The following is a 20,078-nucleotide window of genomic DNA, read 5'->3' as shown; positions in this document are numbered from 1 at the left end:
GCCGTAGCGGCGCGATTTATCGCGCACGACATTACGCGATTTATCGCGCACGACATTGCGCGATAAATCGCGCCGCTACGGATTTGTGTGATTAATTCACCAGCGAATAGAAAATCGAAGAGATGGCTAACAGCCCGACAATCACCACAAAGCCGTTGCTGATTTTGCCGCTGTACTGACGCATCGCCGGTACTCTCTGGATGGCGTACATCGGCATCAGGAACAACAGCATCGCAATCACTGGCCCACCGAGCGTCTCAATCATCCCCAGAATGCTCGGATTCATTGTCGCCACCAGCCAGGTGGTCAGCAGCATAAATAGCGACGTCATTCGATTCAGACGCTGCGGCGCGACACTTTTGCCACGGCTGCGCAGTGACTTGATCACCAGACCATTAAAACCTTCACGCGCACCGAGATAGTGGCCGAGGAACGATTTGGTGATCGCCACCATTGCCACTATCGGTCCCAGCCAGGCGATCATCGGCACATTAAAGTGGTTCGCGAGGTAAGACAGAATGGTGATGTTCTGCGCTTTAGCCGCATCGAGGTCGGCTGGCGACAGGCTCAGAACGCAGCTGAAGACAAAAAACATCACCGTCAGCACCATCATCAGATGCGCGCTGGCGAGGATACGGGAGCACTTCTGTTCCGCCGCCGCGCCATACTCTTCACGCTTCGCTACGGCAAATGAGGAGATGATCGGCGAATGGTTAAAGGAAAACACCATCACCGGAATCGCTAACCACAGCGTCATCCAGATATTGCTGTCGCCACTGCTTTGACCGGCGGACAAACTCGCCAGCGCAGCACCGTGCCAGTGTGGTACCAGGTAGCAGGCCAGTAACATCAGCACCGCCACAAACGGGAACACCAGCACGCTCATCGCTTTGACGATCATCTGCTCGCCAAAACGGACCACGGTCATCATGCCGACAATCAAAATCAGCGACAGCACGACTCGCGGCGGCGACACCAGCCCCAGTTGATGCACAATAAAGCTGTCAACGGTGTTGGTAATCGCCACGCTATACATCAACAGGATGGGATAGATAGCAAAAAAGTAGAGCAGCGTAATGATCTTACCCGCCCCTACGCCAAAGTGTTCTTCCACCACTTCGGTAATATCTTCGCCGGGATTCTTTCCGGAGAGCACAAAACGCGTCAGGGCACGATGCGCATAAAACGTCATCGGGAAAGCGAGCAGCGCCATGATAATCAGCGGAATCAAACCACCTGCTCCCGCATTGATGGGCAGAAACAGCACCCCTGCGCCAATCGCCGTCCCATACAGACCCAGCATCCACATGGTGTCACTTTTACGCCAGCCCTTCGCGGGCGCCTCAACGGCCCCTAATGTGCCGGTTTGCGAGGTTTCCATCTGTCTCTCCAGAATTACTCTTAATCAAAAGCACAGCCAGTTACGGCTGCGAATTATGACGCGGTCGGCGCGACCTGATCATGCTAACCGTTTTTTATCGGCGCGCATGACTTAAACGCAAAAATCAGTGCATAAAGCCAGCAATTACGCGCAACATGATGCATTTATCATCAATAAATGCACGATATACGCACGCAACCGTTTGCCTGGGCGCTATTTGACCTGAGACGCGGAGAGAGTGCAAGAAAGAACTCCGTAGCGGCGCGATTTATCGCGCGGATTTTTCCTGCAACGCGCGCGATAAATCGCGCCGCTACGTTGAGGGACACCGATTGTCAGAATGCCCGCATCCTGTAGAGCGCATAAAGAAAATAGTACGCTGTGATAGTATTCAAATTCATGATCACATATTTCATCTTTTCATTTTTGTTCAGCAGAATAAAAATCCCTTTGGAATAGCGTCCCCGCTTGATTTCATTAATCTCCTGAGCAATATCACCAGGTGAAAAAGATGAGTGATACATGGCAGTGACAATTTGCATATCCAGTGCCAGAACACGTTTGGAAATACCTTTCAGGAAATAGTCGAGGTCGCTTTCCTTATATTTTTCTACAATCGCATCATACAAGGCCGTCAGCGATTTTTTCCTCACCTTCAGCTCAGTATAATTGGACTTACGTTTGGAGAGCGATCCTGCCACATCTTCATAATGGTAGGCACTGCCTGGCATTACCAGGAAGTTACTGACGCAACTAAAACATTTAAGATTGAACAATAAGTCTTCGCTCATTGAGACGCCCTCAATAAAACGCAGCCCCATATCTTCCATCATTTGTCGGCGATAACATTTGTTATGCAGATAACCAATATTATCACTCATTTCCAGTTCCCCAAGTACAAAAGGGATATCTTCCAGATCGAAAAAACCCGCCTGCATGATTTTACCCACGCGATCATCATTCAGGTTCCCCACCATCAGATCGATAGTTTGCGCGGGCCAGGCACTGAGGTTCTGTCTAAATACCATCAGGAAGTTATTGTCAACCCAATCATCGGCATCAAGAAATAACACATACTCCCCACGACACAATTGCAGGGCGCTATTTCTCGCCGCACTGACGCCCGCATTCATTTGATAAATCACAATAATCTGTGGATAGTCGATGAATTCTTCAAGTATTTTGGGTGTTAAATCACGGCTACCATCATCAACGACGATAATTTCATAATTCCTGTATGTCTGGTTTAGCACGCTCAGAAGAGTTCGTTTAAGGGTTTTTTGGGCATTAAAGGCGGGGATAATAACACTGAATAGTGGTTTTTCGTTCATGATAAACTCTCTTTACTGTCTGAGGTTTTGATATTGTTAAATAACAGCCATAGTTTCCTGGGATTGATAAAAATGAGATGAATGCGCATGACAGGTTGCGCAGAAAAAAAATAATTAAGCAGCGTAAACGATAAAAACTCGGTCAATACCACGCTGATTGCGGCACCCGTCAGACCGAAATGCGGCACCAGTAAGATCGATGACGCTACACAGATTAATAAGACTGCGAAGGTTTTTTTCACCAAATAACGATAACCGTTGTACTTAATAATGAAGCGGTCCATGACGCTACTTAACACTGCACACATGGCACCAAAACTGAGGAATACCGTTGGCGCAATAGCATCCAGCCAGGCTTCGCCGTAAAAGTCTCGAATAAACCAGCCTGAGAGCAGCCAGATAGCCAGGATCACCCCGGCGGAAACACCAATCACCAACAAATGCAGTTTCTGGGCTTTAACGATGGCCTGCTCAGGATCGCGCTCGGCAAAAAATGAGGGATAAAACGATGCCAGCAAGGCACTGGGTAAAAACACCCAGGCAGTGGATAACGTCAGTGCAACCGAGAAAATACCCGCCTCTTTCACCCCGAGAAAATAAGAGACGCTGACCTGATTGACCCGTGTATACAGTGCGACGGCCACCACGGATAAAATCAGCGAAATTCCCGATGCCACCATATAACGTGAGTATTTTTTGAACTGCCTGATAGCGGGTAACGGCATCCGTTGCTCAACCAGAAAAAACCAGCTGGTTTTAATCACAAACGGAATCAACGTTGCCAATACGATAGGAATCGCCAGATATTTAGCATCGAGGGAAAAATACGAAATTAAGAAACGTACCGTCAGGCTGATGACCAGACCGATAAGATTGGCAATTACATTTAACCGCGCATTCAACATGGCTTCGTTATAGACGTTCACCAGATCAAGGGCGGAGAACAGACAAGCAATTGCGGCTGCCCCAATAAACACCAGCGCATCCGAACTCAGTTCTTCCTGCATCACCAACAAACCCACCGATGACAATAGCGCATACAACACCAGCACCAGGAAAAAGGTCGACATCATTAACCTGATACCGGAATTCCGCTTCTGTGAGATACGTTTCAACAAAATCACATCACTCCCCATCTGGGCGAGGGTTTGTACAAACTGAAACACCAGCATGGACAGGGAGATAATGCCGAAAGTAGTGGGTCCGACGTATTTCGCCACATAGGAAGTTACGAAAATCAGGCCCAATACCGCAATCAGTTTTTCAGCAATCATCCACAGCGAGTTTTTTAATTTATCTTTCACAACACAACCTCAGGAGAAATTATTTCCGTGCCAACTTACGCAGACGCGAAACCAGACGAGGGCTAAGAAAAAACAGCGTAAAGTACAGACTCCAGCCATTAATCATCAGCCCCGATGAGAAATAAGTTCTAAAACACTTCCGATAGAGCACAATATAATCATCAATAAAATCGCGGCTAAACCCCTCACTATGTATCGCTTTATAGATATAGGATGAGGCCACTTTCAGATAGAGATGGTAATAACAGCGACGATGCTGCGCCGACAAAAACGCTTTCATGTTGCTAAATGAGCGAACAAACGAAAAATGTTTTTCCTGTAATGACGATCTTGTCGCAGAATTGGTAGATTTAACGTAGTGATAAACTACCGCACTGGAGAATACCACCTGACGATTTTGTTGTAGCCAGAGATAGTTGATCACAAATAGCAGATCTTCAAAATTATAAATCTCTTCATTGAAACGCAGATGGTGCTGGCGAATCACGTCACCGCGAAATACCTTGTCGCAAATACCGTGACGCGGAGTAAAGTAGAGCAGTTCGTTAATCGCAACAGATACTGTCATCGAGTGGGCTTGATCTGATGCCACAGGAAAATCCAGCGGCTGCCCCTGCGGGGTAAAATGCTGCGACTGTCCCACAACCATACAAACGTTTTGCTGCATCAGACGCAGCCAGGTTGAAAAAGCGGTGGTTGGCAGAAAATCGTCGGCATCCAGAAAGCAGAGAAATTTCCCCCGTGAAGCGCGTATCCCCTGATTGCGGGCCGACGAGACGCCACCATTGGCTTTATTGATAATATGAAAATGCGGATAGTGTGCAAAATTTTGCAGCAACGACAGCGAGTGGTCAGTCGAACCATCGTTAATAAAAATCACTTCAAAGCGCGGCTCATCCTGCTGTAGCAAGCTATCAATGCACCTCTCCAGATACGCTGCGGCGTTATATACCGGTACGATGACGCTGAATAACACGTCGTTTAAAGGATTTAGCATGTGACCTCTTAAGCAGTGAACCGTATAAATGGCGTGCAGCCTGCGCGATAAATCGCAACGCTACAGTAAATTGATATTTTCATGATGCTTGCATCCACCTTATGATTTATTCCTATTTTATTTCGGAATTCCCTCAGGCAAAAAATGGAGAAAATAAAGGATGATATAAAAATGGCTAAATTAAGAATTACGCCATATAAACAGGACAATTTAAATATTGAGAGAGGGGAATAAAAACACAGGCTACCGCCCTGGCTTACAGTCACCAGTTAACTGACAGGGTTTAATTCACTTTTTTTGGTAAAAGCAACCACGCTGCACTCATTCGAGTTCAGTTGAATTTCAGTTACTTGAATTGCCATGCCGGGATGAAAAGGTATATCTAAAAATGGGCCTTTTCATTGAGGGACACGACATTAATGTTCTTGCTGTATGTCCTGCATTTTTATTACTTCGAAGCGGTTAAATATCCTCGATAAATGCAAGGGCGCTAATTCAGCGCGGACATCGCGACCGCGCTGCAACAGGCCATGGGCCTCATAAATGCGATCTGTTTCAAAAATTCCTTCGACAATCTTACCGGGCACGGTTATAAGGTCAATGTTTGCTATATCAAACCGGAATTTCCGCATCGCTCGTCATCCCGCGATATTGCGAAATAGATTAGCCAGCATGAATTAAGAATATGCGGATTGATTAGCGCAGACCTCCGCCAGACCAGGAATAAAGTGAAGGTAATGTAAGGTGATGTGCCAAAATATTTCTGCTATGGATTTATCACCGTCACATTTATTTCACTCTCAACCGTACCTCTTATACTCGCGCTTCCTTCAACAATCGGTTAATGCTGCGCGGTAACGTGCTCGGGCACGGTAAATTCCACGGTTTTGCTGTCCAGCGGTTTATGGGTAGGATCAGCAAGGATGATGGTCACTTTGTGCTTGCCTGCCGCCAGGCCCACCAGGATCACCGGTTCACCGCTGGCGTCGGCCCAATGCCAGGGATTATCGTCAACAATGACGTGGATATGGCCGATACGCGGCGTGACTTTTAACGCCTCAGGGCCAAATACCGGCTCGATACGCAGGTTCTCAGCTCGGTACTGAATAAATACCGCGCCCTTGCGTAATGGCCCAGCGAGTGGAGCATCAACGATAAGCCTGGCTGGCGGCTGCGGTTTTTCCAGCGGTGCAACAGCGGCCGGACCCAGCACATCTCCCGCACTAAGGCCGCCCAGCTCGGCGGCCCAGGCGCAGGTAGCGGATGAGAACAAAATCGGTGAAATGAGGATCAGTTTACGTAGCATAATGGTTGCTCCTGTGAGTGGGTAAATAACAACAGACACAGGAGACCACGCTGATGTATCGGGTTTATTTGGGCGATGACGCGTTATGTATTGCTTTGTAACCCCCGCAATGCCAGATACAGAGGGAAACCAAAAACCACGGCTAGCCGAGCGCCGCCAGTACCCAGGCGACCGCCAGCAGATCGGCACTGCCCCCTGGGCTTAAACGCCGTGCCATCAAGGCCTGATCCATCTGACGCAACGCGCTGTTATCCCAACCGGTTGCCAGCAGGGATACCGCATAATCCTGGACATAACACAGCCCTGCCCTGCCCCCCCGCGACAGCAGATTGCTATCCGGATTCGACGCCATCAGGCGCAGTAAGGCATGCTGTAATTGCCGTTCGCCCTGCTCCTGATGCCAGAATGGCAGCACCGCACGGCGGACCGTGGCAAAGCCGCTCTCGACCTCGCCACGCGCCCCTGTCAGGCCATACTCACGGAACTGCCGTTCCCCGGCAGTGCAACAGGTTTTGCGGTTAACCAGTTCCCGCGCCACCAGCCCGCGACATATCTCACTGACCTGACGACACAGGGTATCAGCGCTCACCCTGCGCCCCTGTCCCTGTAAACGCCCGGCGGCAAAGCACAGTAATCCAAGGGAGAAAATGCCGCCTTTGTGGGTATTCACCCCTCCAGTGGCGGCGAACATCGCCTGCTCGCAGGCAATGCCAGCCGGACGTAGCAGGCGCAGCTGCTCAGCGGCAGGTTGCTGTGCATGTTCGAATCCGGTGCGGGCAAAAACGTCCAGCCACGGCGTGATGGCCGCAATGCTGGTTAGCAGCAGGGCATGATCCATATCCTGGTGCGAACCGTTATTGGCACGATCCACTAACCCCGGTTTTGGGGTTAAATCCAGCTCCAGACGCAACGCCTGTGCCGCAAGACCGGGCACGTCAGGCTCTGGAGCGTTAATCGCGAGCAAACCAGCCATCAATCATGTGCTCCACGCGCGCGACCACCTCTTCCAGCGGATGGCGGCGCGAACGCGCGCAACCATGCGCCGGTTGGTCGCATATCAGACAACGGCGGGTGTGCAAATCCAGCGAGTGCCGCCCAACCTGCCCCTGCTGTGGACAAAACACGTCAAAATCCCACAGCCTGCCGAGAGGGAAAGTTTGTTCCAGATCGACGCACTGCGCCTTGATTTCCACTGCCGGATGCTCCACACACCACAACGCTTCCGGACCCGTCTCCAGCCACAGAACCTGGTGAGCCAGCACCGGCCAGCGATGCTGCCACAGCAGTTGGTCGCAGGCCTGCAAGGCCACACCCATGGTGTTGCGGTAGCGGATGCTGTCCTTCACCGCCCCCGGTGTCACCAGCGTCAGGGAAATAATCGGTTGTTGATAGCGAGTGAGCCAGTCAGCCTGACGCGCCGCGCGAGCCTCTTTCGCCGCCAGCAGCGCTGCAAGACTGACGCCCGCTCGCACGGGCGTCATGATGGTCATAGATTTTCCTCCTTAACCTGGCGGACAACGTCAATTACGCTGCCGTCACGATAGCGGATCACCCCGACAATACGGTCGGTAAAAGCGATTGGTTTAGGTTCACCGGTCAGCGAGACCGCGCGCTGATACAGCGCCGTGATATCGACCACCTTCAACCCCGCGGCCAACAAGCGCTCGCGAATTTCCGGGCGTGCCGGGTTCACCGCGATGCCGTGATCCGTCACCAGCACATCAATGCTCTCTCCCGGTGTCAGTCGGGTAGTGACGCGTTTTACCACCGTAGGAATGCGGCTGCGCAGCAGTGGCGCGACCACAATCGTCAGATTGGCGGCGGCGGCAACGTCGCAGTGGCCACCGGAGGCACCGCGCATCACGCCATCGGATCCGGTAATAACGTTTACGTTGAAATCAACGTCAATTTCCAGCGCGCTGAGGATCACCACATCCAATTGATCGCAACTGGCCGCTTTACCGCCGGGATTAGCATATACGTCGGTGGAGATCTCCACATGGTTTGGGTTGCGGCGCAGCGATGCCGCCGCTTCGCTGTCGAAGCACTGAGTATCGAGTAATTTTTCGATCAACCCTTTTTCGTGCAGATCGACCAGGCTACCGGTGATGCCTCCGAGAGCAAAACGCGCTTTGACACCGTGGCGCGCCATTTTTTCTTCCATGTAACGGGTGGCCGCCGTGGCTGCTGCACCCGAACCGGTCTGCATCGAAAAACCTGCGCGGAAATAGCCGGAATGTTCAATCACATCAGCGGCATAGCGGGCGATCATCAGCTCACGTGGATTGCTGGTGACGCGCGCCGCCCCAACACTGATTTTCGCCGGATCCCCCACGCTGGCGACCTGGACGATCAGATCCACCTGCTCCTGCCCAAGACTGGCGGGCATATTGGGGAACGGCACCAGTTCCTCGGTCAGCAGCACCACTTTTTTGGCGAAACGGGCATCGACCATCGCGTAACCGAGCGAACCGCACGCGGATCGCCCTTGAGTACCATTGGCATTGCCAAACTCATCGCTGCACGGCACGCCGAGAAACGCGACATCAATATTGAGTTCGCCATCCTGCAACAGTTTCACCCGACCGCCGTGGGAGTGGATCTGTACGGGTTCCTGCATCAGTCCATGAGAAATCGCTTCAGCCAGTTTGCCACGCATGCCGGAGGTATAGATCCGGGTGATCACGCCGCTCTGAATATGCTCGATCAAGGCATCGTTGCAGGTCATCAGCGAGCTGGAGGCCAGTGTCAGATTTTTAAATCCGAGCCGTGCCAGCGTCGCTACCACATGGTTGATCACCTGGTCGCCTTCGCGGAACGCATGGTGGAAAGAGATGGTCATGCCATCCTGCAAGCCACTACGCGCGATGGCGTCTTCCAGCGAGGCGCACAATTTACGCGTGTGTTTGGCATGAATATCTGCCAACCATGGCGTGGCGTCATGGGCGCTTTCAAAAGGTTTTAACTCACGCAGATGCGGGAAATTAACGTGAAGAAGTTCTGTCTGATTCATGATTTTTTCCTTAACGCCGCACGCCGGATGCCGCCGCTCGCTCCAGCACCATCTGCGCGTGATTAATAATCGGGGCGTCGATCATTTTGCCGTTCAGCGAAACCACACCAAGGCCATTACGCTCCCCCTCTTCTGCCGCTTCGATCACGCGTTGTGCGTGATCCACTTCCTGTTGAGTGGGCGCATAAGCGTTATGCAGTAGATCAATCTGACGCGGGTTAATCAGCGACTTACCGTTAAAACCCATTTTGCGGATCAGTTCGACTTCACGCAGGAAACCGGCTTCATCGTTCACGTCTGACCACACCACATCAAAAGCATCGATGCCTGCGGCACGAGCGGCGTGCAGCACGGCGCAGCGGGCATAGAACAACTCGGTACCATCGCCACGTTCGGTTTGCATATCCATCACATAATCGAACGCCGCCAGCGCGATACCGATCAAACGCTGGGAGCTACGCGCGATGGCAACGGCGTTAATCACCCCAATCGCGGATTCAATTGCTGCCATGACGCGTGTGGATCCCACTTCACGCCCACAGGCCAGTTCAATTCGTTCCAGATGACGTTCCAGCTCGTAGATATCTTCCGGGGTATCGGTTTTCGGCAAACGCACTACATCAACACCCGCGCGCACCACCGCCTCCAGATCCGGTAAACCAAACGGCGTGTTCAGCGGGTTGATGCGCACCACAGTTTCAATGTCCTGGTACATCGGGTGCTGCAAGGCATGGAACACCAGCAAACGCGCAGTATCTTTTTCCCTGAGTGCTACCGCGTCTTCCAGATCGAACATGATCGAATCGGGTCGGTAAATAAAGGCAGTGGAGAGCATGGCCGCATTGGCTCCAGGCAGGAACAGCATGCTACGTCGCAGTTTCCTCATAACAGTTTCCCCCAATCAATCTCCACCTCTTCTGCGGCGCGCAGTACGGCGCTTTGCAGACGGGCGCGGATCACGCAATCCAGCGCACCTTTGTCTTCGATGATGATCAAGCCCTGATGGACCTGCATATCACGCAACGTGGCATGTACAACCTGGCGGATCTGATCGCCGAACTGCTTGATCACCTCGCTGTGAATCACCACTTCAAGGTCGCCCCCGGTGGGGGCTATTTTTACCATCAGGTCACTGGACTCCATGGTTCCTGCCAGCGCCTCCCTTACAATTTTCATATTTATATTCCTGATTTTTAAGCAACTTCCGCGCTGTAATGAGATGCAAGATGCGCAAAAGTGGTATCCGGTACAATTTCCCGAATACGGGAAAACTGGTGTGTTTTCAGTAAGCGCCGCACTTCCGAGGCCGAAATGGCATGGCCAGCGGCTTTAATACGAGGGATTTCCACCACTTCCACCGCGCCAGTCAGCAGCTGATGCATGCTGTGGTTATACTGGCGGGTGATCTCGCAAAAAGGTTCGCTGCCGATAAAACGATGGGTAATGCCCAGCGCCGGAGCGATATGGTTGCGGAACAGCAGCAGGTCGATTTCACTCCATGCCTGCTGCACCTTGCCGGTCTCTTTCAGGAAATAGGCCGGAAAGGTGGCGCGTGAGATAATGTATTGAGAACCTTCATGCAAGGTGATATTGGGCAGGTGGGCAACGCCGCTCTGCACCATTTTCCAGCGCGCACTAAAGGGGAAGAACGAGGCGTCTTCACTGACCACAAACAGGTGCAGCCAGTCGCAGCGTGCCGCCGCCTGCTCCACCAGATAACGATGTCCCAGCGTGAAGGGATTGGCGTTCATCACAATCGCGCCAATACGTTGCCCGGCAACACGGCTGGCCTGCAATGAACGGCAGTAGCGCTGAATGCCTGAAGGGGTGTTTTCCAACAGGATGGCGTTCTCCCCGCTCTGTACCACCGGCCAGAAGCCGTTGCGCTGGAACCGTTCCCGGTTGCAGGGGCGGGTACAGAGGAACAAGTGGAAATGTCCGCGTGCCAGCGCCAGATGCTCTACCTCGGCCAGCAGCTGTGCACTGAGATTTTCGCCGCGCCACTGCTCATCAATGGCGACGCATTTGATGACGTTAGCGGCAAGACCGGCACAGCCCACCAGTCGATCATCCGACCAGGCTTCAACAAAGGTGGTGATATCGCTGTCCATGCCTAATCCGCTATCCGCCAGCAGCGCGCGGATAGTCTCGCGCCGCCGGGTATTACCGCTGACTTCCGCGATGCGGAAGTCGATGGAGGGTCGTGGTTGCATAATCTTGGCTGCGCCTTAGTGCGTCGTCGTCAGCACATGAGCTGGCGCATCGATAATCACATTGCTGAGATGACCAATATTTTCGATCTCCACTTCAATGCGATCGCCTGCCTGCATAAACAACGGCGGATTGCGTTTCTTACCCACGCCGCCCGGCGAGCCGGTAATGATGACGTCACCGGCATGCAGGCTGGTAAAGGTGCTGATGTACTCGATCAATTCAGCGACTTTGTGGATCATGCTGGCGGTGTTGTCATCCTGTACCATGCGGCCATTCAGCCAGGTACGAATCGCCAATCGGTGCGGGTCCGGAATTTCATCGGCGGTGGTCATCCACGGGCCAAAAGCGCCGGTCTGCCGCCAGTTTTTTCCGGCGGTAAACCAAGTGTGCTGCCAGTCACGCGCTGAACCATCCATATAACAGCTGTAGCCCGCCACGTGGTTCAGCGCATCCTCGCGTGCGATATCCTCGCCGCTTTGACCGATGATCACCGCCAGTTCGCCTTCGTAATCAAACTCGCTGGAGTGACGCGGTTTCAGAACTGGCGTGTTATGGCCGGTTTGCGAGTCGGCAAAACGCACAAATAGCGTGGGTGCCGGGTTGTGCTGATCGAACTCTTTGCGTTTTTCGGCGTAGTTCATGCCCACGCAGAGAATTTTTCCTGGGTTCTCAATCACCGGTAACAAGGTGAGATCATCAAAACGCAGATCCGGTGTTTCACCACTCAGTTGCTGTGCCTCGTGCAGCGCGTTGGCGGCGAGCAACGATTTTAAATCTGCGTAGCGGTCGCCAAGACGGTGACCGAGATCGATCACACCGTTATCCCTGACGATGCCGTAGCTACGCTTTCCCTGATGGACAAAGCTTGCAAGTTTCATATTCGTTCCTGTAATACATCAATCAGACGAGGAAATTGCCGAGAATGAGCAGTGATACCGACACGTTGATCGCGCCGCCAATTCGGGTCGCAATCTGGGCGAATGGCATCAGGCTCATGCGGTTACCCGCCGTGAGGATGGCAACATCCCCGGTGCCACCCTGACCGCTCTGGCAGCAGGAGACGATGGCGACATCGATGGGATGCATACCGATCTTTTTACCCACAAAGAAGCCGGTAGCGACTAGCGCTGAAACGGTACTGACGATCACCAGCAAGTTATTGATGGTGAACGCGTGCACCAGTTCCTCCCACGGCGTAATGGCTACACCTACGGCAAACAGGATGGGATAGGTAACCGAGGTCTGGAAGAATTTGTACACCACCTGGGACCCCTCCAGCAGGCGCGGCGAAACACCATGTGCCAGCTTGATCAGTACCGCGACAAACAGCATGCCAACCGGCGCAGGCAGGCCAATCAGTTTGTGGCCGAGCATACCGATCATGTACAGCAGCACCGCCAGCAGCGCACCTGCGGCGATGGTGGTCACATCGGTTTTACCTGGCGCCGCTTCCGGTGCTTTGGTGTCGCCATTGCTGCGGTTCGGCATCAGTTGGCCTTCCCCGGTTAAATGCGGGAAACGCTTACCGAGCTGATTCAGGCATCCCGAGATGATGATCGCGGTCAGGCCACCCAGCATTACCATCGGCAATACGCGACCCAGTGCGACGCCCTGATCCATATGCAGCAGCGTGGCGTAACCAATGGATAGCGGAATCGCGCCTTCGCCAACGCCACCGGCCATGATGGGCAGAATGATAAAGAAGAAGATCTGGAACGGTTCCATGCCAAGCATCAGGCCAACACCCATGCCGACCAGCATGCCGACGATTTCACCGCATAACATCGGGAAGAAAATACGCAGAAAACCCTGAATCAGGGTGGTGCGGTTCATACTCATGATGCTGCCAACAATAATGCAGCAGATATACAGATAAAGGATGTTGGTGGATTTGTAGAATTTAGTGGTGGATTCCACCACCACGTCAGGCAGCAGGCCATAATAGACCATCGCTGACGGGATAAAGGTGGCGCAAATCGCGGCGGCACCCAGTTTGCCTACAATCGGCAGACGTTTACCAAACTCGCCACAGGCAAAACCGAAGAACGCCAGTGTCGCGACCATCACCACAATATCGCTGGGTAATTTACCGCCGAAACAATCGATAGCAATTAACGCACCAGCCAACAGGAATAATGGCAATGGAATGATCCCGATTTTCCAGGTATCCATAATATGCCACCATCGGTCCTTGAGTGATTTTTTTTGAATCGCCAGTGATTCCGAGGTAACAGAAAACGAATCGTCAGTTGTGCTCATAATTAAGCCCCTTAGTTATTTTGTGCCTTTAGGGTAAAGGGCTAATCACGCAGGTTATGTGAGGAAAAGCATAATAAAACCGGAGTTTTAATGGTATCTATGGTTTTTATGGTTTCTTTTATTTTCTGTGATTTACACCTTAATTATTTGCGTGGTTTTAATGGTTTTTATATCCAGAGGTACAAGTTAATAACATTTCCAAAAATGAGTATTTAACATATCATTTTTTGCGCCAACTCTTGCTGTGCAAGGGATCACAAGTTTCCAGTAAACCACACACGATGATGATAAAAAATGGTACATTGGCGCTTTGCGGGCTGTGGTGCGTGCCGTTATGAAGCTATCCTTCCAAATCAAACTTTTTATTTCTTTGGTGCTGTTCTTCTCCGGCCTGTTTGTTTTGCTCGGCATTTATTATTACCAGGATGTTAGCCGCCAGCTTTACCAGGAAATGAGCACCAGAGCAAAAATACAGGCGGAAGAGATCGCCATCATTCCGAATTTGCGTAAAGCGGTCGCAGAAAAAGATATTCCGGCGATTAATCAGTTTATGCATCAGGTGGTCTTGCATAGCGACGCCAGCTTTATTGTGGTGGGGGATAGTAAAGGGATTCATCTATTTCATTCGGCGCATGGCGATGTGGTCGGCAAAAAGCTGATTGGTGGTGACAACGATGCGGTATTACGGGGAACCACCACCACCACCATTCGCAAAGGTGGACTGGGCATTTCCTTACGCAGTAAGGCACCAGTATTTGACGATAACCATCAGGTAATCGGCATTATCTCGGTGGGTTATCTCACCAGCTACCTCGACACCATTACCCTGAGTAAAGTGATCAATATCTTTATCGTCGCCGTGTTGCTGCTGGCCGCCCTGTTCATTTTTTCCTGGTTTTTCACGCGCGGGATTAAAAAACAGATCTTCTCGCTGGAACCACGGGAAATTGGTCTGCTGGTGCGCCAGCAGAAAGCGATGATGGAGTCCATTTATGAAGGGGTGATTGCAGTCGACAATGAACTACGCATTGAGGTAATCAACCAGGCGGCACGTAAACTGTTGGGGCTGAGCCAGCCAACACGTATGTTGCGTGGACATCCCATCGGTGAGGTGATTGCCCCGGTGCCATTTTTCACCCGCGAAGTGATACTGGAAAATGATACTCACGATGAAATCTGTCGTTTCAATCAGTTAACGGTGATCGCCAGCCGGGTACGGATTATGCTGGAGGATGAATTGCAGGGGTGGGTCATCACTTTTCGTGACCGCAACGAGATCGATAGCCTCAGCGCGCAACTTAGTCAGGTCAAACGCTATGTCGATAACCTGCGCATTATGCGCCATGAACAATTGAACCGGATGACCACACTCTCCGGGCTATTGCATATGGGCCATTACGACGAAGCGGTGCGCTATATCCAGGCCCAGTCAGAACATGCGCAGGAGCTGCTGGACTTTATCTCTGCACGCTTTCGCTCGCCGACACTATGCGGCTTGCTGTTAGGCAAAGCCGCACGCGCACGTGAAAAAGGTGTCGAGCTGGTGTTTGATCCGCTCTGCGAGATGGTGCGCCCCTGTCGCACGCTGGGGGAAGCTGAACTGATCTCAATCATTGGCAATTTGCTGGATAACGCCATCGAGGCCACACAGCGTTCCCCTCACCCACACGAACCAGTGGAGGTCCTGATCCTGCTCAACGATCGGGAGCTCATTATCGAGGTCGCGGATCGGGGTATCGGTATCGATTCAACCATTCGTGAACATATATTTGAACGCGGGATAACCACCAAACGCAGTGGCGATCATGGTATCGGCCTGTATTTAATCGCCAGCTATGTCACGCAGGTAGGTGGGTCGATTGAAGTTTCCAACAATGCCCCGCACGGCACGATTTTTTCCTTATTTATTCCTGAAATGGGCGACCAGGCGCGTCCCGTTCCAACGCTGGAAGAACAGTACTATGCAACCTGACCTGATAGACGTATTGATTGTTGAAGATGAAAACACTCTCGCACAGTTACATGCCGAACTGATCAGTGAACATCCGCGCTTACGACTGGTAGGGATGGCCTCATCACTCGCTGAAGCTCGGGTGTTAATGAAGAACAAGCAGCCAAAGCTGGTGCTGCTCGACAATTATCTTCCGGACGGTAAAGGCATCACGCTAATCAGTGATCCACTGGTTCTGCACGCCAACTGTTCGGTGATTTTTATCACTGCCGCCAGCGATATGGACACCTGTAGCCAGGCGATCCGCAATGGTGCTTTCGACTATATTCTCAAACCTGTCTCCTGGAAGCGTTTAAGCCAATCGTTGGAGCGGTTTGTGCAGTTTGCCGAACAGCAGCGAGTATGGAAGATTGTCGATCAGCAAAACGTCGATTCGCTCTATCAACTTCAGGCGAAAAATTATCGCCAGGATAACGGCAGTAAAGGCATTGAAGAAAAAACGCTGGCGCTGGTGCAAAAAATGTTTGCTGAAGCCGCGCAACGTTGCTTTTCCGTGGATGAGGTGGTGAGCGAAACCGGACTGAGTAAGACCACCACCCGCCGCTATCTGGAACACTGCGTCGATGCGGGTTTTCTGGCAGTGGAGATGCAATACGGCAAGATTGGTCATCCGAGAAGGATGTATCGGCGGGTTGAGGGGGAATAATGGGGTAATCTGGGGTGCGGTGGCCGGTGTGGATATGGATTTCTGCGCGGCTTATCTCAAACTAAATCGTCATAGATACCCGGTGATTAAAGAACATCGTATACTTTCGATCCAACCTGAAAAGAAATTTTCATCTAAAAATCATACTGTTAATTCCAACAATCAACGCAACTACTCTCCCAGGTGCGGTGGCATTTGACTGTACGTAAATAATCGTACAAAATACAAGAACTGTAAAATGGGTTTTAAACAGATAAAACATGAAGCAATAGCCTGCCTGAAAAAGGGAGCCTATGACCATGAAGCAAGATCCAATATTGATACAAAGAATCTGTTTTCTGTCGGGGAAATTGATGAAGAGTATGTAACCTCTTTGATACAGAGAACATCAGGAGATCAATACAGCTATAGTCCCCATCATCAGGACAGTACCATCCATGTTCACATATGCCGCCCGTATAAAGATGGCTGTTATTAGTACGTGAAATTTTATTTTATTGAACCCGATATTATCTTTATCAGCGTTCATCAGTAATCAGAAGAGGTTAGGATGAGAATCGTTAAAGAGGGTGATACACGACAGGTTATTTGCCATAACTGTGGGAAAAGCCAGGCGACTTATCTATTACGCGATGTCGATTTTAATGATAAAAGTGGCACAGTTAAAAATATCTTAGCGGCAGTTTGTGATAACTGTAATGACGTCGTCAGCATTCCAGCGCAATCGACACCGAAGATCAAAGAAGAATACAATAAAATAAAATCCTCTTTAGAGGTCAGGGTTCCGGCGCATTTTCTGGATATTTTAAATGTTGCATCACAAAAAATAAATCCTGCCATGGATGATAGCTTCAGCCGTGCGTTAATCCTGTATTATATTCATGCATTAAACTCCGGACGTTATGAGCAGCAGGATTTAGCAAAACTATTGAATGGTGATTTAGCCAAAGCCAAAGCATCGAAAAGAATCTCGATAAAGATAAACCACTGGCAGCTTAACGAACTCAATGAGATCATGGAAAAGCAACATCTTAAAAAGAATACCGATGTGATTAAAGCCGTGATACTTAAGATCAATGAAGATATTGTGCAGAATGAAAAACCTGAACAACTTTCTGAATTGAGAAACGTTGCGGCAGCATTTGCTTAAGTCGTCACTGGTTCTTCAGGAAATGGACGTAACTAATTGAAAAAACTGGTGCCGGTAATAGGAGTCGAACCTACGACCTTCGCATTACGAATGCGCTGCTCTACCAACTGAGCTATACCGGCATTGCGGTGGGGAACTACGGGGCAATAACTTAGAAAAAACCGCCAAACGAGTCAAGGGCCAACACACCGCAGGTGGAACTTATCAGCATTCCCTGACAAAACCGTTCATATCGCAAACAAAGAAAACAAGGTTCCACACTCACCAGTTCGTAGCGGCGCGATTTATCGCGCAGGTTTAAACCCCAATGTTGGCCTAAAAACCGCGCGATAAATCGCGCCGCTACGACTCCCAGCAAGTGGAATCCATTGCACACATTTAATTCAATTTTTTTGAATCACTTCAGCAAATCCCTCAGCTTTTACTCGCCACTCTTCAGGTCTATTCTCTCTCACATCGAGGCAAAACGCCTCACCGACTAAACAAACTTCTGAGGAAATGACCATGAAATCTATCAAAACTTTCGTTGCAGTTGCCGCCCTGTCACTGGTTTCTTTCGGCAGCTTCGCACAGAGCATCACCGCTTCTGCCTCAACCCTGGACGGTGCAGAAGCCAAAATCGCTGCTCAGGCCAAACAGGCAGGTGCCTCTTACAAAATCACCGGCGCACGCGTAGACAACGGTGCTTACCTGTCAGCTGAACTGACTAAATAAGGTAATAATTAGCACGATCACAGTTATCGCACTAATTATCAATCACGAAACGATAACTATAGTTATTATTACTTTCATCGAAGGCAAACAGCCTTCCAACCAGACAAATTAAGGATTAAGACCATGAAAACTATCAAAGCACTGTCAATCGCCGCTGTCGCCGCTCTTTCTCTGATGTCAGCAGCCAGTTTCGCGCAGAGCATCTCTGTGACCTCTTCAACCCTGGACGGCGCAGAAGCGAAAATCGCCGCGCAAGCAGCTCAGCAGGGTGCACAGTACAAAATTACCGAAGCGAACACCAATAACCGTGTTCACATGACCGCAGAACTGTACAAATAACGGATGGTCGTACAGGGACGTGCCGGAAGAGGTCGCCGCAAGGCGGCCTTTTTCGCATCTGAAGACGGAGTCGCTGCGCGATAAATCGCGCCGCTACGAATCAGCAACAAAAAAGGCACCAAAAAGGTGCCTGTTTTTTTGTCTGATAAACATCAAGCGCGTGGCGTATCGTCGCCCCAACCAATCCATTTATAGGTGGTTAGCGCTTCCAGCCCCATTGGCCCGCGCGCATGCAGTTTTTGCGTGCTGACTGCCACTTCCGCACCAAGACCAAACTGGCCGCCGTCGGTAAAGCGGGTGCTGGCGTTGACATACACCGCAGAAGAGTCAACCTGGTTAACGAAACGGTTGGCATTGCCAATGCTGCGCGTCAGGATGCCATCGGAGTGCTGCGTGCCGTGTACACGGATATGATCGATAGCCTCATCGATATTATCCACCAGCTTGATGTTGAGATCGTTCGACAACCATTCATCGTCATACTCGGCAGTCTGCACTGCAACCACACTGGCCGGGCCGTTCTGCACCAGGCCAATAATGTTCTCATCGGCGTGCAGTGCAATCTTCTCATCCGCCATACGTTGCAGGAAGATCGGCAGAAAACGCTCCACCTGGTCACGATGAATCAGCAGCGTTTCCAGTGAATTACAGGCACTCGGACGCTGTTTTTTAGCGTTAACGATCACCGTCAACGCCGCCTCGGTTTCCATGGTTTCATCAAGATACAGATGGCACACGCCAATCCCGCCGGTGATCACCGGGATGGTGGAATTTTCACGGCACAGCTTATGCAGACCAGCACCACCACGTGGGATTAGCATGTCGACATAGCGATCCAGCTTCAGCAGTTGATTCACCAGTTCACGATCCGGGTTCTCAATTGCCTGTACCGCTCCAGCCGGTAAGCCGTGCTGCATCAGGGCATTCTGGATCACCCGCACCGTCGCGGCGTTGGTACGATACGTCTCTTTACCGCCACGTAAAATCGCCGCATTACCGGTTTTCAGGCACAGTGAAGCGACATCCACCGTCACATTGGGACGCGCTTCATAAATCACCCCAACCACGCCGAGCGGTACGCGACGACGTTCAATACGCAGGCCGCTGTCGAGCAGCCCACCATCAATCAATTGCCCCACCGGATCTGCCAGACGGCACACCTGACGCACATCATCGGCAATGCCTTTCAGGCGCTGCGGGTTGAGTGTCAGGCGGTCCAGTAACGCTTCACTCATGCCGTTCTGGCGCGCATCGGCCAGATCCTGTTCGTTGGCAGCGAGAATATCCGCGCTTTCCGCTTCCAGTCGATCGGCGATGGTCAGCAGCACCTGATTTTTTTCCGCAGTGGAGAGTTCCGCCAGTTTGTACGACGCCGCACGCGCCGCTTTACCCATTTCTTCTAACATCATCTGC

19 protein-coding genes and 1 tRNA gene are annotated in these 20,078 nt (G+C 51.2%); 5 read left to right on the top strand and 15 right to left on the bottom strand.

Going from position 1 to position 20,078, the window contains the following annotated elements; translation table 11 throughout:
- Nucleotides 1-91: 91 nt before the first annotated feature.
- The 13 genes from AC6I8W_RS04465 to AC6I8W_RS04405 all read right to left on the bottom strand — a co-directional run bounded on the left by AC6I8W_RS04465 (nucleotide 92) and on the right by AC6I8W_RS04405 (nucleotide 13,805).
- Nucleotides 92-1,381: an HAAAP family serine/threonine permease gene (locus AC6I8W_RS04465; RefSeq protein WP_497837141.1), complete on the bottom strand. Its 1,290-nt coding sequence runs from the start codon at nucleotides 1,379-1,381 to the stop codon at nucleotides 92-94.
- A 335-nt stretch (nucleotides 1,382-1,716) separates the two neighbouring features.
- Nucleotides 1,717-2,712 carry a glycosyltransferase family 2 protein gene (locus AC6I8W_RS04460; protein WP_497837140.1) on the bottom strand — a complete coding sequence of 332 codons (996 nt, stop codon included), beginning with the start codon at nucleotides 2,710-2,712 and terminating at the stop codon, nucleotides 1,717-1,719.
- Nucleotides 2,709-4,016: an oligosaccharide flippase family protein gene (locus tag AC6I8W_RS04455; protein ID WP_497837139.1), complete on the bottom strand. Its 1,308-nt coding sequence runs from the start codon at nucleotides 4,014-4,016 to the stop codon at nucleotides 2,709-2,711. Before AC6I8W_RS04455 ends, AC6I8W_RS04460 begins: the two co-directional genes overlap by 4 nt.
- Before the next feature lie 19 nt (nucleotides 4,017-4,035).
- Entirely contained in the window at nucleotides 4,036-5,013 is a 978-nt protein-coding gene (locus AC6I8W_RS04450; protein WP_497837138.1) for a glycosyltransferase family 2 protein, read from the bottom strand.
- An 841-nt stretch (nucleotides 5,014-5,854) separates the two neighbouring features.
- The gene (locus AC6I8W_RS04445; RefSeq protein ID WP_497837137.1) at nucleotides 5,855-6,319 is read right to left on the bottom strand and encodes a DUF6130 family protein; all 465 of its coding nucleotides are present in this window, start codon (nucleotides 6,317-6,319) and stop codon (nucleotides 5,855-5,857) included.
- A gap of 142 nt (nucleotides 6,320-6,461) precedes the next feature.
- Entirely contained in the window at nucleotides 6,462-7,292 is an 831-nt protein-coding gene (gene citG / locus AC6I8W_RS04440; protein WP_497837136.1) for a triphosphoribosyl-dephospho-CoA synthase CitG, read from the bottom strand.
- Complete coding sequence (citX, locus tag AC6I8W_RS04435; protein WP_497837135.1) at nucleotides 7,270-7,809, bottom strand: citrate lyase holo-[acyl-carrier protein] synthase; 540 nt, start codon at nucleotides 7,807-7,809, stop codon at nucleotides 7,270-7,272. The genes citG and citX overlap by 23 nt, the downstream gene beginning before the upstream one ends.
- Nucleotides 7,806-9,332, bottom strand: coding sequence for a citrate lyase subunit alpha (gene citF / locus AC6I8W_RS04430; protein ID WP_497837134.1), 1,527 nt, complete (start codon nucleotides 9,330-9,332; stop codon nucleotides 7,806-7,808). The genes citX and citF overlap by 4 nt, the downstream gene beginning before the upstream one ends.
- Before the next feature lie 10 nt (nucleotides 9,333-9,342).
- Nucleotides 9,343-10,218, bottom strand: a complete 876-nt coding sequence (gene citE, locus AC6I8W_RS04425; protein ID WP_480368690.1) for a citrate (pro-3S)-lyase subunit beta — start codon at nucleotides 10,216-10,218, stop codon at nucleotides 9,343-9,345.
- Entirely contained in the window at nucleotides 10,215-10,508 is a 294-nt protein-coding gene (gene citD, locus AC6I8W_RS04420; RefSeq protein WP_497837133.1) for a citrate lyase acyl carrier protein, read from the bottom strand. Before citD ends, citE begins: the two co-directional genes overlap by 4 nt.
- A gap of 17 nt (nucleotides 10,509-10,525) precedes the next feature.
- Nucleotides 10,526-11,545, bottom strand: coding sequence for a [citrate (pro-3S)-lyase] ligase (gene citC / locus AC6I8W_RS04415; RefSeq protein WP_497837132.1), 1,020 nt, complete (start codon nucleotides 11,543-11,545; stop codon nucleotides 10,526-10,528).
- Between the two features lie 15 nt (nucleotides 11,546-11,560).
- Nucleotides 11,561-12,424: a fumarylacetoacetate hydrolase family protein gene (locus AC6I8W_RS04410; protein ID WP_497837131.1), complete on the bottom strand. Its 864-nt coding sequence runs from the start codon at nucleotides 12,422-12,424 to the stop codon at nucleotides 11,561-11,563.
- 22 nt (nucleotides 12,425-12,446) lie between these two features.
- Nucleotides 12,447-13,805: a 2-hydroxycarboxylate transporter family protein gene (locus AC6I8W_RS04405; protein WP_480368680.1), complete on the bottom strand. Its 1,359-nt coding sequence runs from the start codon at nucleotides 13,803-13,805 to the stop codon at nucleotides 12,447-12,449.
- Between the two features lie 334 nt (nucleotides 13,806-14,139).
- On the opposite strand from AC6I8W_RS04405, the gene AC6I8W_RS04400 reads away from it, so the two are divergent.
- The 3 genes from AC6I8W_RS04400 to AC6I8W_RS04390 all read left to right on the top strand — a co-directional run bounded on the left by AC6I8W_RS04400 (nucleotide 14,140) and on the right by AC6I8W_RS04390 (nucleotide 17,612).
- Nucleotides 14,140-15,777, top strand: a complete 1,638-nt coding sequence (locus AC6I8W_RS04400) for an ATP-binding protein (RefSeq protein WP_497837130.1) — start codon at nucleotides 14,140-14,142, stop codon at nucleotides 15,775-15,777.
- Entirely contained in the window at nucleotides 15,767-16,462 is a 696-nt protein-coding gene (locus AC6I8W_RS04395; protein WP_497837129.1) for a response regulator, read from the top strand. The genes AC6I8W_RS04400 and AC6I8W_RS04395 overlap by 11 nt, the downstream gene beginning before the upstream one ends.
- 550 nt (nucleotides 16,463-17,012) lie before the next feature.
- On the top strand, nucleotides 17,013-17,612 hold the full coding sequence (locus tag AC6I8W_RS04390; protein ID WP_480368675.1) for a hypothetical protein: 600 nt from the start codon (nucleotides 17,013-17,015) through the stop codon (nucleotides 17,610-17,612).
- Nucleotides 17,613-17,658: 46 nt separating this feature from the next.
- On the opposite strand, the gene AC6I8W_RS04385 is transcribed toward AC6I8W_RS04390, so the two are convergent.
- Nucleotides 17,659-17,734: transfer RNA gene (locus tag AC6I8W_RS04385), tRNA-Thr, on the bottom strand.
- A gap of 382 nt (nucleotides 17,735-18,116) precedes the next feature.
- Here AC6I8W_RS04385 and AC6I8W_RS04380 point away from each other — a divergent pair.
- Nucleotides 18,117-18,326 (top strand): YdgH/BhsA/McbA-like domain containing protein, encoded by a 210-nt coding sequence (locus tag AC6I8W_RS04380; protein ID WP_013508023.1) that lies wholly within the window; start codon nucleotides 18,117-18,119, stop codon nucleotides 18,324-18,326.
- A gap of 123 nt (nucleotides 18,327-18,449) precedes the next feature.
- A complete protein-coding gene (locus AC6I8W_RS04375) occupies nucleotides 18,450-18,665 on the top strand; it encodes a YdgH/BhsA/McbA-like domain containing protein (protein ID WP_013508022.1) in 216 nt (71 codons plus the stop codon).
- Nucleotides 18,666-18,817: 152 nt separating this feature from the next.
- Here AC6I8W_RS04375 and proA read toward each other — a convergent pair whose 3' ends face one another.
- Nucleotides 18,818-20,071 carry a glutamate-5-semialdehyde dehydrogenase gene (proA, locus tag AC6I8W_RS04370; protein ID WP_497838102.1) on the bottom strand — a complete coding sequence of 418 codons (1,254 nt, stop codon included), beginning with the start codon at nucleotides 20,069-20,071 and terminating at the stop codon, nucleotides 18,818-18,820.
- Nucleotides 20,072-20,078 lie beyond the last annotated feature (7 nt).

Source organism: Pantoea sp. X-Soil-TKNS-1211 (genome assembly GCF_059730495.1).
The sequence above is the reverse complement of the archived record's forward strand: the minus strand, read 5'-3'. Positions and strand labels throughout refer to the sequence as shown.

What these genes read in the sequence shown, in the direction of transcription:
- AC6I8W_RS04465 (WP_497837141.1), bottom strand. Translation starts at nt 1,381, where the DNA reads ATGGAAACCTCGCAAACCGGCACATTAGGGGCCGTTGAGGCGCCCGCG.
- AC6I8W_RS04460 (WP_497837140.1), bottom strand. Translation starts at nt 2,712, where the DNA reads ATGAACGAAAAACCACTATTCAGTGTTATTATCCCCGCCTTTAATGCC.
- AC6I8W_RS04450 (WP_497837138.1), bottom strand. Translation starts at nt 5,013, where the DNA reads ATGCTAAATCCTTTAAACGACGTGTTATTCAGCGTCATCGTACCGGTA.
- AC6I8W_RS04445 (WP_497837137.1), bottom strand. Translation starts at nt 6,319, where the DNA reads ATGCTACGTAAACTGATCCTCATTTCACCGATTTTGTTCTCATCCGCT.
- citG (WP_497837136.1), bottom strand. Translation starts at nt 7,292, where the DNA reads ATGGCTGGTTTGCTCGCGATTAACGCTCCAGAGCCTGACGTGCCCGGT.
- citX (WP_497837135.1), bottom strand. Translation starts at nt 7,809, where the DNA reads ATGACCATCATGACGCCCGTGCGAGCGGGCGTCAGTCTTGCAGCGCTG.
- citF (WP_497837134.1), bottom strand. Translation starts at nt 9,332, where the DNA reads ATGAATCAGACAGAACTTCTTCACGTTAATTTCCCGCATCTGCGTGAG.
- citE (WP_480368690.1), bottom strand. Translation starts at nt 10,218, where the DNA reads ATGAGGAAACTGCGACGTAGCATGCTGTTCCTGCCTGGAGCCAATGCG.
- citD (WP_497837133.1), bottom strand. Translation starts at nt 10,508, where the DNA reads ATGAAAATTGTAAGGGAGGCGCTGGCAGGAACCATGGAGTCCAGTGAC.
- citC (WP_497837132.1), bottom strand. Translation starts at nt 11,545, where the DNA reads ATGCAACCACGACCCTCCATCGACTTCCGCATCGCGGAAGTCAGCGGT.
- AC6I8W_RS04410 (WP_497837131.1), bottom strand. Translation starts at nt 12,424, where the DNA reads ATGAAACTTGCAAGCTTTGTCCATCAGGGAAAGCGTAGCTACGGCATC.
- AC6I8W_RS04405 (WP_480368680.1), bottom strand. Translation starts at nt 13,805, where the DNA reads ATGAGCACAACTGACGATTCGTTTTCTGTTACCTCGGAATCACTGGCG.
- AC6I8W_RS04400 (WP_497837130.1), top strand. Translation starts at nt 14,140, where the DNA reads ATGAAGCTATCCTTCCAAATCAAACTTTTTATTTCTTTGGTGCTGTTC.
- AC6I8W_RS04395 (WP_497837129.1), top strand. Translation starts at nt 15,767, where the DNA reads ATGCAACCTGACCTGATAGACGTATTGATTGTTGAAGATGAAAACACT.
- AC6I8W_RS04390 (WP_480368675.1), top strand. Translation starts at nt 17,013, where the DNA reads ATGAGAATCGTTAAAGAGGGTGATACACGACAGGTTATTTGCCATAAC.
- AC6I8W_RS04380 (WP_013508023.1), top strand. Translation starts at nt 18,117, where the DNA reads ATGAAATCTATCAAAACTTTCGTTGCAGTTGCCGCCCTGTCACTGGTT.
- AC6I8W_RS04375 (WP_013508022.1), top strand. Translation starts at nt 18,450, where the DNA reads ATGAAAACTATCAAAGCACTGTCAATCGCCGCTGTCGCCGCTCTTTCT.
- proA (WP_497838102.1), bottom strand. Translation starts at nt 20,071, where the DNA reads ATGTTAGAAGAAATGGGTAAAGCGGCGCGTGCGGCGTCGTACAAACTG.